This is a genomic window from Paraburkholderia fungorum, assembly GCF_046026025.1.
GTDB lineage: Bacteria > Pseudomonadota > Gammaproteobacteria > Burkholderiales > Burkholderiaceae > Paraburkholderia > Paraburkholderia fungorum_E.
In genome coordinates, this window is record NZ_JAQQFL010000047.1 from 45597 (window position 1) to 57016 (window position 11420).

Annotated in this window: 7 protein-coding genes, 1 pseudogene and 1 riboswitch; of the genes and pseudogenes, 5 read left to right on the top strand and 3 right to left on the bottom strand. The window is 61.2% G+C overall.

Annotated elements, in window-relative coordinates; all coding sequences use genetic code 11:
* The first annotated feature begins 26 nt into the window (after positions 1 to 26).
* The 4 genes and pseudogenes from zwf to PQR67_RS34810 all read left to right on the top strand — a co-directional run bounded on the left by zwf (position 27) and on the right by PQR67_RS34810 (position 6084).
* A complete protein-coding gene (zwf, locus tag PQR67_RS34795) occupies positions 27 to 1475 on the top strand; it encodes a glucose-6-phosphate dehydrogenase (RefSeq protein WP_408467329.1) in 1449 nt (482 codons plus the stop codon).
* A gap of 93 nt (positions 1476 to 1568) precedes the next feature.
* Positions 1569 to 2576 (top strand): annotated as a pseudogene (locus PQR67_RS34800) (class 1 fructose-bisphosphatase); the annotation flags it as partial.
* Between the two features lie 15 nt (positions 2577 to 2591).
* Positions 2592 to 4196, top strand: a complete 1605-nt coding sequence (gene pgi, locus PQR67_RS34805) for a glucose-6-phosphate isomerase (RefSeq protein WP_408467335.1) — start codon at positions 2592 to 2594, stop codon at positions 4194 to 4196.
* A 172-nt stretch (positions 4197 to 4368) separates the two neighbouring features.
* A complete protein-coding gene (locus PQR67_RS34810) occupies positions 4369 to 6084 on the top strand; it encodes a methyl-accepting chemotaxis protein (RefSeq protein ID WP_408467330.1) in 1716 nt (571 codons plus the stop codon).
* Positions 6085 to 6133: 49 nt separating this feature from the next.
* Here PQR67_RS34810 and PQR67_RS34815 read toward each other — a convergent pair whose 3' ends face one another.
* The 3 genes from PQR67_RS34815 to PQR67_RS34825 form a co-directional block, all read right to left on the bottom strand.
* Positions 6134 to 6643: a 6,7-dimethyl-8-ribityllumazine synthase gene (locus tag PQR67_RS34815; protein ID WP_408467331.1), complete on the bottom strand. Its 510-nt coding sequence runs from the start codon at positions 6641 to 6643 to the stop codon at positions 6134 to 6136.
* Between the two features lie 69 nt (positions 6644 to 6712).
* Positions 6713 to 6868, bottom strand: a riboswitch (FMN riboswitch).
* Positions 6869 to 6928: 60 nt separating this feature from the next.
* The gene (locus PQR67_RS34820) at positions 6929 to 8071 is read right to left on the bottom strand and encodes an alkene reductase (RefSeq protein WP_408467332.1); all 1143 of its coding nucleotides are present in this window, start codon (positions 8069 to 8071) and stop codon (positions 6929 to 6931) included.
* Between the two features lie 228 nt (positions 8072 to 8299).
* A complete protein-coding gene (locus PQR67_RS34825) occupies positions 8300 to 9748 on the bottom strand; it encodes an aldehyde dehydrogenase family protein (protein ID WP_408467333.1) in 1449 nt (482 codons plus the stop codon).
* Between the two features lie 697 nt (positions 9749 to 10445).
* On the opposite strand from PQR67_RS34825, the gene PQR67_RS34830 reads away from it, so the two are divergent.
* Positions 10446 to 11162, top strand: coding sequence for a type IV toxin-antitoxin system AbiEi family antitoxin domain-containing protein (locus PQR67_RS34830; RefSeq protein ID WP_236556493.1), 717 nt, complete (start codon positions 10446 to 10448; stop codon positions 11160 to 11162).
* The last annotated feature ends 258 nt before the right edge of the window (positions 11163 to 11420 follow it).

Here is an 11420-nt window from a genome sequence, read left to right on the forward strand (position 1 = left end):
CCAGGAATCCCGTCGGAGTCAGATTGATGAAAGTACAGATATTGGTTATTTTTGGCGGCACGGGAGATCTTGCCATGCGCAAGCTTCTACCCGCGTTGTATCAGAACCACCGGGAGGGCGCGCTTCCGGACGGCATGCGCATCGTCGGCGTCGGACGGGAGGGGCTGGAGCGGAACAGCTACCTCGATAAGGTACGCGATGCCTTACGTCAGTTCCTGCCCGCGACCGACTTCGACGACGCACAGTGGAGCACCTTCTCAGCTCGCCTCGAATTCGTTCAACTGAACGCGCGAGTGTCTGCAGACTACGAACGGCTCGCCGCAATGTTGCGATGGCAGGACAGCCGTGGGCACATCTTCTACCTTGCCACGCCGTCGGAACTGTTTATTCCGATATGCACCGAACTGAATCGGGCAGAGCTGGTCTCCGCCACATCGAAGGTCGTTCTCGAAAAGCCGCTGGGCCATGATTTGCCCTCCGCTCAACGGATCAACCGCGAGGTCGGGGCGATATTTCGCGAGCAGCAGATATACCGGATCGATCACTACCTCGGTAAGGAGACTGTTCAAAACCTGTTTGCGCTGCGCTTTGGCAATGGGATGTTCGAACGTCTCTGGAATCGCGACGGGATTCGCGACGTCCAGATCACGATTGCCGAGCAGGTGGGCGTTGAGGGGCGCGGTGCGTTTTACGAGCGCACCGGCGCAATGCGGGACATGGTCCAGAATCATCTGTTGCAGTTGCTGTGCATACTTGCCATGGAGCCGCCGCTGAGTCTCGAAGCGGATGCCGTACGCGACGAGAAGCTCAAGGTCCTTCGCTCGCTCAAGCCACTCAGTGCGGTCGATGTGGCACGGCAGACCGTACGTGGCCAGTACACGGCCGGCGAGATGCATGGCGCGCCGGTTGCGGGCTACCTGGACGAGCCGGACATCCGTGCCGATAGCAGGACGGAGACATTCGTCGCGCTGAAAGTGGAGCTGAATAACTGGCGCTGGGCGGGCGTGCCCTTCTACCTGTACACCGGCAAGCGCCTGCAGAGTCGGGTCGCGGAGATCGTCGTCAATTTCAGGGATGTGCCGCATTCGGTGTTCGGCTCTCCCGGCACGGACAGCCAGGGCAACCGCCTCGTCATCCGGTTGCAGCCGGACGAGAGCCTGAAACTTTACCTGATGACCAAGGCGCCGGGTGATGAGATGACGGTCAGGCCGGTGAGTTTGAACCTCGAGTTTTCTTCGGCATTCTCGACGAGGCGAAGGGATGCCTACGAGCGGCTCCTGCTCGACGTGATCCGCGGCAGACTCACACTTTTCATGCGCGGCGACGAACTCGACGCCGCATGGCAATGGGTCGATCCTGTCATCGACGCCTGGCGCGGGCAGGATCCTCCCGAGCCTTATGTCGCGGGAGGCGCGGGTCCCGATGCAGCCCTCGCGCTGCTCGGCCAAGGTAGCGCCGCGCCATGTGATGCGTAAGCGTCCACCATTGCTGTATGCATGTCGACGGAGCCTCTCCCAACCCGTTGATTCCAATCGATCGCCAGATAGTTCCTGCCAAGCAGACCGAATATGACTCACATAGCAAGCACCCAGTACATTACGCTGTCCTCATTTCTCGCGAAAGCAGCACTTGACGAACGAGTCCCGGCAGGACTGGTTACGCTGATCGAATCTGTTGCCGATGCATGCTCCTCCATCGCAACGGCCGTTGAGCGAGGCGTATTCGACGGCGCATCCGGAATTGCTCATTCCGAGAATGTTCATGGAGAGGCGCAAAAGAAGCTCGACGTCGTTTCCAACGACATTATGATCAGTACGGTCGAGTCGATTGGTTGTCTGCGCGGACTGGCGTCTGAAGAGCTCGAGTCGGTTCAGGTGAGCGGGCATGAGCATGCCACGGATGCCCCTGAATATCTGCTGCTTTTCGATCCGCTCGATGGATCCTCCAATCTTGGGATTAACGGCATTGTCGGAAGTATCTTTTCCGTGCTGGCTGCGCCGGTGTCTGATGCCGTACTCGACGAACGTCATTTTCTTCAGCCGGGCGTGAAGCAGGTCTGCGCGGGGTACGCGATCTACGGTGCAACCACGATGTTCGTGCTGACTACGGGGTATGGCGTCGACGGTTTCACGTTCGATAAGGAGTCCGCATCATTCGTGCTGACCCACCCACAGCTTCAGATCCCGGGAAATACCTGCGAATTCGCGATCAACATGTCCAACGAGCGCTATTGGGAAGAACCTGTGCGCCGCTATGTCCGTGAGTGTGTGGCGGGTGCTTCGGGGCCGCGACAAACGAATTTCAACATGCGTTGGATAGCGTCCATGGTCGCGGAGGTCCATCGAATCCTGATGCGTGGAGGCGTTTTCCTCTATCCGCGGGACAACAAGAACCCCCAGCTTGCTGGACGGTTACGGCTGACCTATGAGGCCAATCCGATGTCGTTCATCGTCGAACAGGCTGGCGGGATGAGTACGACGGGCGAGATGCCGATCATGGAAGTCCAGCCTGACCATGTCCATCAGCGGGTTCCCGTCATTCTCGGGTCAAGGCTGGAAGTGGAGCGCCTGATCCGATACCACGATGAGGTCGTGGCCGCATGGTCCTCGCTGCAAACGCATTACGAGAAGATTCGCGATGCGCACATGCGCGACTGGTTCGCCCCCGAGAACGATCCCGCCCCTACCCGTGCTGAGCGCTTTGCGTTCGCGGGCGGCGGTCTCGCGGCCGATTTTTCGAAGAACCGCATCACCGACGAAACCCTCAAAGCGCTGGTACAACTCGCGCGCGAAGCCGGCGTCGAAAAGCGCCGCGACGCGATGTTCGCGGGCGAAGTCGTCAACCCGACCGAAGGCCGCGCCGCCTTGCACACCGCGCTGCGCGCCACTGATCCGGAAGCACCGTTCCATGCGCAAATCCTGGCTGAACGCGCCAAAATGGCCGCGTTCGCCGACCAGGTGCGCAGCGGTGCATGGACGGGCTATACAGGCAAGCGGATTCGCTATGTCGTGAACATCGGCATCGGCGGCTCGGACCTCGGACCGAAGATGGTCGTCCACGCGCTGCATCATCTGGCCACGCCCGAGATCACCACGCACTTCGTGTCGAACGTGGACGGCGCGGATCTGTACAACGTGATGCAGCAGATCGATCCCGAAGAGACGCTCGCGATTGTCGTCTCCAAGACTTTCACCACGCTCGAAACCATGACCAATGCGCGCTCGCTGCGCGACTGGTTCATCGAGAAAGGCTGCCCGGAAAGCGCGCTGGCGAAGCACTTCGTCGGCGTGTCGGCGAACCCGACGGAGGTGGTCAAGTTCGGCATCGCGAAAGAAAATGTGTTCGAGATGTGGGACTGGGTCGGCGGGCGTTATTCGCTGTGGTCGGCGGTAGGTCTCTCGATCATGATCGCGATCGGCCCGCAACAGTTCGACGAACTGCTGGCCGGCGCCAACGAGATGGACCAGCATTTCCGCGACGCACCGCTCGACACGAACTTGCCAGTGCTGCTCGGCATGATCGGCATCTGGTATCGCAACTTCTTTGGCTCGCAAAGCTATCTGGTCGCGCCGTATTCGGAAGCCCTGCATTTCCTGCCGTCGTATCTGCAACAGCTCGAGATGGAGAGTAACGGCAAGTCGGCGCGCCTGGATGGCGTGATGGTCGACTATCCGACCGCCGCCGTGACCTGGGGCGAGCCGGGCACGAACGGGCAACACGCGTTCTTCCAGATGCTGCACCAGGGCCCAACGATCGTACCGATCGACTTCATCGCTGTGTTGACGCCGGAGCATCCGCTCGTCAGTCATCATCCGTTGCTGCTCGCGAACTGCTTCGCGCAAAGTGAAGCGCTGATGCTCGGTCGCACGCTCGAAGAGGCGAAGAAGGTGGCTGGGGCGGACAAGCCTGAACTGGCGCCGCATCTCGTGTTTCCAGGCAACCGTCCAACCACGACGCTGCTCGTCGATGCACTCACCGCGCGTTCGCTCGGCGCCTTGATCGCGCTGTACGAGCATAAGGTGCTGGTGCAGGCATCGGTATGGGATATCAATCCGTTCGATCAATGGGGCGTCGAGTTGGGCAAGATTCTCGGCAAAGTGGTCGAGGCGGATCTGACCTCAGCGAGCGTCGATGAAAAGAAGCATGACTCGTCGACGTCGGCGTTGATCGCCCGGGCGCGGGCCAGATTGCGCTAATGGAAACGCTCCATTGATCACGGTGGATAGCTGCTTGTTTTCCGTCTGCGCTCGCCAGCGTTATGGCGTCTATGCAGCAGAGAAGATGCGACAAAATAATTAATCCGCGTTCCGTCCGGTTGGGGCTGTCCGGGACACGGCCATCTGTAGTGTTGTGACCGGAGAGTAAGTCATGAATTTTAATAAAATGACCCTGCGCGGCAAGCTCACGGTGGCGTTCGGATTGCTTGTCTTGCTGGTGCTGCTGGTGTCCGGACTGGCCTTGCAGTCGCTGAGCAATACGAACGAACACTTCAAGACGTACGTGGCTGGCATCGCTGCGCGCGCGGCGCTCGCTGAGCAGGTTCGCACGGCGGTGGACCGGCGCGCGATTGCCGAGCACGAGCTTGTGCTTGTCACGAAGCCAGAGGACTTCGAGCTGGAGAAGACCGCGCTGACGCAGGCTCATGCGGACGTGCAGGCGCGCCTGCGAGAGTTGAAGAGGCAGAGCGCAGCTGACACAAGCGAAAAGTCCCGGGCACTCACCGCCGAAATCGATCGGGTCGAAGTCCAGTACGGGCCGGTGGCAGAGGACATCTACAACGCCGCGCTGGAAAGCCGGCACGCTGCGGCTATCGCCATCATGAACGACCAGGGCCGCCCGCTGCTTGCGGCTCTGATCAAGGCGACCAATGCGTACCATGACTACACGGAAGCTCAGTCGCGGCAGTTGATGAGAGAGTCCGCGGAACGCTACACCAGGCAGATCGTGCTCCTGATCGGCATCTGCGTGGCCGCGCTAGCTGCAGCGGTGGTTGCGGCGGTGCTGATCACACGCAGTCTGACCCGTGCTCTTGGTGCGGAACCCGCTGAGCTGGGCGAGGCGACGCAGCGCGTCGCGGGTGGGGACCTGAGTCCAGTGCCGGGCGCACGCGATGCGCCACGAGGTAGTGTGCTTGCTTCGATGGGCGAGATGCAGGTAAGCCTTGTGCGTCTGATTGGTCAGGTTCGTACCTCGGCGGATAGTATCGCCACCGCATCCAGTCAGATCGCAACCGGCAATGTCGAGCTGTCGTCACGCACCGAGCAGCAGGCAGCGTCACTGCAGGAGACCGCATCGAGCATGGACGAACTGACCTCGGCCGTCAGAACGAACGCCGACAACGCGCGCCAGGCAAACCAGCTTGCGGTGAACGCGTCCGACATCGCGACACATGGCGGCGAAATCGTGCTGGAAGTTGTCACGACCATGCAGGCTATCGCTGAGAGTTCGGGCAAGGTGGTCGATATCATCAGCGTGATCGAAGGCATCGCGTTCCAGACCAACATCCTCGCGCTGAATGCCGCGGTAGAAGCGGCGCGCGCTGGAGAGCAGGGACGTGGCTTTGCGGTAGTCGCAAGCGAAGTGCGCGCGCTCGCTCAGCGGAGTGCGACAGCCGCGAAGGAAATCAAGCACCTGATCGGCGATTCGGTGCAAAAGGTGCACACCGGCTCGGCGCTCGTCGAACGCGCCGGCGCAACGATGGGCCAAATCGTTTCGGCGGTCGCACGCGTGACCGATATCATGGGCGAGATCAGCGCCGCGACCGACGAGCAGTCCAGGGGGATCGAGCAGGTGAATCGCGCGGTAGGCCAAATGGACTCGATCACGCAGCAGAACGCTGCCTTGGTTGAGGAAGCGGCCGCCGCGTCGAGGTTGCTCGAGGACCAGGGCCTCCAGTTGATCGCCGCGGTGACCATCTTCCACCTTGACGGTGCGCTTCACGGTCAGCCGATGCAGGCTCGAGCGGCCCCGCCACCCAAGGCTCCGGTCGTAAGGACACAAGGGCCCCAAACCTCTGCAGCGAGGGCGGCCACACCGGCGCCGGCAACGGCTCACTCGCGGACAGAAGGCTGGGAAACGTTCTGACCGGCAAATGCGGCGGCCGCTCGCATGCGGTCGCCGTTCGCTTCCTCTCTCAGGCTGCTTGCGCCGCCGGCGCGCACTCGCGCGAGTCGCGCAATGCAGCGATCGTTTCCACTGTCTGGACGCAGGCGCGAGCGACCTCGGCGCCTTTCACTTCGAAGTGTGCGAGGAAGAAATTCGTGTGCTCCTCCGAGCTGTGGAAGTGGTGCGGTGTCAACACGGCGGACAGGACTGGTGTTCCGGTTTCCAGTTGCACCTGCATCAGTCCGGAGATGACTGCCTGGCCCACGAATTCGTGGCGATAGATCCCGCCATCAATGACCAGCCCGGCGCAGACCACCGCCGCGTACTTGCCGCTCTTCGCAAGAATTTTAGCGTGCAGCGGGATTTCGAATGCTCCGGCAACTTCGAAGAAATCGCAGTCCGATTCGCCATAACCAGCCTGAGCGAGTTCTGCGACGAACGAGGTTCGGCAACGATCGACGATATCTTTATGCCAGCAGGCCTGGACGAAGGCGACGCGCTGGGAGCGCGATGAAGATGATGTGTGAGTAGTAGCCACTGGGCGAGTCCTGTGTGAAAAGGAAAAGGGCGCGCAGGGGCCAAGCCGCGTGAAGAACGCGAAAAGAAATCCTGCTCTCTCTCATCCGGACTGTTACCGTCGGCCCTGGAGTCGCACCAGGTCTGCTGACCTTGCTGCCAGGAGAGGCGCAGCAAGCGCTCGCGGGCTACGCGTGTACACGCGATTACCGCCGGTGGGGAATTGCACCCCGCCCTGAGAACATTCGCGGCATTTACTGCCGCGTGTGAGAATCTAACATAGCGTGCTCTGCCGGTGAATGGCCGCTTATGGAGTAAGCGCACTTTCTTCCGCCGCCGTGGCGGTGCCGCTCCAGTTCGGGTAATCGCCGTATCCGCGTTCGGTGCCACCGAACAGCGTACTTCCGTCGAAGCTGGCAAGCGGCAGACCCTCGGCCAGGCGGCGAGGAAAGTCGGGGTTCGCGACGAACGGGCGGCCGAAGGCGACCAGGTCCGCATAGCCGTGCGACAGAACCCACTCGGCGCGGGGCGAGTCGTACTTACCGGCAACAATGACGGGGCGCGTAAAACGTTCGCGGATGGCCGTGCGGAATGTTTCGGTGAACTGAGGGGCATCGTCCCAGTCGGCCTCGACGAGATGCAGATAGGCAATGCCGCGCGCCTGCAGAAACTCGGCTGCTTCGAGAATCGTCGGCAGGATGTCGGGGCAGTCCATGCCGCGGGCGGTCAGGAACGGCGCGAGACGGATGGCGGTGTGCTCCGCGCCGACTTCCTCGGCCACGACGTTGACCACATCTTTCAGAAAGCGCAGCCGGTTTTCACGCGAGCCGCCGTATTCGTCGGTGCGTGTATTGGAGGTCGTGCGCAGGAACTGGTCTACCAGATAACCATTCGCGCCGTGAATTTCCACGCCGTCGAAGCCCGCGTCTACCGCGTTGCGCGCCGCGCGGCGGAAGTCGGCCACGACATCCCGAATTTCCTTGACGGACAACGCACGCGGCGTCGGACACACGACCATAGCGCCTACGCCCGTTGCCGGGTCCACTTTCCAGATCTGACCGTCGAAAGGAATGGCGGACGGCGCGACAGGCAGTTCGCCGTCGTGGAAGTCCGGATGCGACATACGCCCGACGTGCCACAGTTGCAGGAATATCCGGCCGCCGGCGGCGTGAACCGCATCGGTGACGAGACGCCATCCCGCGACCTGCGCGGCGCTATAAATGCCCGGCGTGAACGAATAGCCTTTGCCCTGCGGAGAAATCTGCGTGGCCTCGGTGACGATCAATGCGGCCGATGCGCGCTGCGCGTAGTAGCGCGCCATCATCGCATTGGGCACGTCGCCCGGCTGCGTGCTGCGCGAGCGTGTCATCGGCGCCATGACGATGCGGTGCGGGAGTTGGAACTGTGAAACAACGGTCGGCGTGAAGAGTGACGAAGCGGTGGATGTCATGGTGGAAATCTCCGGCGGCGTGAGGTAAAGAAGAGTCGCGGATTGAAGAAGTGAGCCCATTGTCTACACGCGAGCCAGTTTTGATAATTGGCCTATCTTTTGAGGGATCTTCAAAAAATATGGGAATATCGTGGAGGGCCCCGCTGATATCCGGCTCTTCGTTGAGGCAGCAAACCCGGCGGTCTTTCCGCTGCCGGCGCACGCCGGGTCTGCAGCCGTCGGTTTCTGTTACGCGTGGCGGAAGACCTGGAGGATCTGCTTGTACTCGAGGAAGTCATCGATGCCGGCGAGCCCGCCGAGCCGGCCCTGGCCGCTGTTCTTGAAGCCGCCTTCCTCGAATTCGACCTGCATCCCCGCCCACTCGTTGATGCAAATGTGCCCGGCATCGAGCTGACGCGCCACGCGGATCGGCCGGTCCGTGTCCCGCGTCCAGATGCAAGCGCTCAGGCCATACTCGCTATCGTTGGCTAGTGCGATGGCTTCGTCTTCCGTGTCGAACACCTGAAGCGTCTGAACCGGGCCGAACACTTCGTCGCGCGAGATGGCGAGACCCGACGCGGGCACTTCCAGCAGCGTGGGGCGGTAAAAGGCGCCCGCCGCGAGTGGCCCTTCGACAATCGGGCCGCCTCGCACGAGGACCGTCGCGCCTTCCGCCAGCGCGGCCGAGACCATCCGGTCGACCCGCTCGACTGACGCGCGGTCGATGAGCGGACCCATCTGGCTTGATGCATCGGCGGACACACCCGGCTGCACGGCGACGAGTCGTGCAGCCAGCAGGTTCTTGAACTGCTCAGCGATTCGGCGCTGAACCAGAATGCGGCTACCCGTCACGCAGAACTGACCTGCGAACACGGTCGACGATGCCGCGATGGTCGGCACCGCCTGTGCGAGATCCGCGTCGTCGAAAACCAGATGCGGCGTCTTTCCGCCAAGTTCGAGCCCGACCCGCTTGAAGCGGGCGGCGGCCGCCGTGGCGATTGCACGTCCGGTTGAGGTGCTGCCCGTGAAGTTGATGGCCGGGACATCGTGTGAGTCGACGAGGAACTTCGCGCCGTCTGCACCGCTTTCAACGAACAGATTGATTGCCCCTCGGGGAATTTCCGGCACGCTCGCCAGTATCTCGGCCGAAAGCCGCGCGGTCTGTGCCGCCTGGGCCGGCAGCTTGACGACTGCGGTGCAGCCTGCCGCGAGCGCGGGTGCCAGCGCGCGGACCAGCAGGTAGGCCGGCGAATTCCATGGCACGATCAGTCCTGCCACGCCCACGGGCTGGCGGAGTACCATCGACTGCGTTCCGGGGCGCGGCTCCGAGACCCGCCCAAATGTATGCAGCGCGAGGCCGGACGCAAACCGCAGCGCGCGCACGATCTGCATGGCTTCAAAGCCGGCTTCGACCCTGGGCTTGCCGTTTTCGGTCGAGAGGCAGTCGATGATGTCCTGGGAACGTTGCTCGTAGGCATCGGCGAGATGGCTCAGAGCGGTCGCGCGCTTCATCGGGTCGACTTTCCAGTCGGTCTCGAGAAAGGTCCTACGGGCGGCGGCGACGGCACGCTTCGCTTCGTCGAGTCCGCCGTCGAAATACGATGCGAATGCCTGGCCGGTTGCCGGGTCGATGCTTTCCCGGGGTGTGCCGGTTTCCAGCCATTCGCCGTTTATCCAGTGAGTTGCCTGTCGTTCCACGAAAAGTCCTGTTGCTAGGTTGCGAGTCGACTGAGGCTATCTTCGTCCCGGCAGTGCGATAAGCGGGTCATGGGAAAAAACAGTTTTAATCGGCGGTGAGAAGCGCACCGGTGCGCTTGAGCGGACGAAGCGGAGCACCCAGACCTGATCGTGAGGATCTTTGCCAGCCCAACAATCGCGTCAGTATCCGCGCGCACTACTCACGCCGCGCGGCAAAAGCCCCGTCCCCGATAGGTATTGTTCGCAATAACCGCCGCAGCGGTCTCGAAGTCGGTAGGCGCCGAGATATGTGGAGCACCGTCACTGCAGATGGCGCCACAAACGGGAGTCAGGTGGCAGCGGTTCTGCGCGCCCGCAACACGCGCTTGCCCGCAATGGCATATATCGCCTCGCTGCATACGACAGTGCTGTTTTCCACGGAGATATGAAACTCAGGGAGATTACCCGACAGAGAGTGGGCAGCTGATCGCCTCTGTCAGCGAAGCTCGACATCCACACGTTCAAGCCCGAAGATTCGCATGCGTCCAATCGTTCGACCACGGAAGTTCCACGCGCGGCAACTAGTTGCACCGAGAAGTGGTCAATTGAACCAGTCCGATGCGTGATTTATTTGCATAAAATAAAGATAAACATATAATTTACTTTATCAAATCACGTAAATGGAAACCCTGTGGCAACGCACGCAGTACAACTGTTGATGCATGAAGCGCCGCGTGGGCAACCGCTTGACACTGCGCTACTCAGCCATTTCGGGATAAGTCCCGCCCAGACGCATTACCTAGTGACCGCCGGATGGCTGCAACGACTGTCTAAGGGTGCGTATCTGCTCCGAGGAGATACACCCACCACGGAGGGAGTTCTTACATACCTAAGCCGACATTGCGCGGGGCTCCACGTAGGTGGCAAGACCGCGCTCGATTGGCAGGGAGTGCGGCATAACATCGTATTTCGGCCGCGTGTCACGTTGTGGGGGCTACAGGTGCATCGCTTTCCGAGGTGGGTCGAGCAGCATATGCCTCACACCTATCAGACGACGCGACTGTTTGATGACCAATTTTCGCTGTCAGAGAATATCCGGCCGCTGCCTTCGAGGAATCCCTCTGTCCTGGTTTCCATACCTGAACTGGCGCTCCTTGAACTCGCCAGCGACATTGGCAAACGAGGCGTCAAGGGACAATCCCTGGAGGAGGCGCTGCAACTGGCCGATTCGCTTCGTAACCTGCGTGCTGATCACCTGGTCGGACTTCTGCAACGTTGTACTCGAGTCAAGGTAGCGAAGCTTGTGCGCGACCTGGGTGTGAGCAGCGGTTATGAATGGGGGCGGGAGTTACCGGGCATCGTAGATCGGATGGGTCACGGCAGACGGTGGTCGAGTATAGGAAAAGACGGGCGAAGACTTACGCTCAAGCCGTGACTTTCCTCTGCGGGATCGCGGTGCCAGCCGGTCACTGGCCGCCCAGTACCTGTAACTGGGCATCAAACGCTACTTTGATAGAACGAGTTAGCTGAGTGGACACCGTCTGCAGAGGGAAACGTTCGGGTCGGGTTTGCCGGTGCTATGGCGTCACCTGGCAATACCGTTCCGAAGGAAGCGATCGCCATGCCGACTTGCAATGTTGTGCTCACGGACCATCAGGATTCGCTGGTGGATAGACAGCGTCAAGCAGCACGG

Excerpts from the sequence above, each read along its gene's own strand:
- zwf (WP_408467329.1), top strand. The coding sequence starts at position 27 with ATGAAAGTACAGATATTGGTTATTTTTGGCGGCACGGGAGATCTTGCC.
- PQR67_RS34820 (WP_408467332.1), bottom strand. The coding sequence starts at position 8,071 with ATGACATCCACCGCTTCGTCACTCTTCACGCCGACCGTTGTTTCACAG.
- PQR67_RS34830 (WP_236556493.1), top strand. The coding sequence starts at position 10,446 with ATGCATGAAGCGCCGCGTGGGCAACCGCTTGACACTGCGCTACTCAGC.
- PQR67_RS34810 (WP_408467330.1), top strand. The coding sequence starts at position 4,369 with ATGAATTTTAATAAAATGACCCTGCGCGGCAAGCTCACGGTGGCGTTC.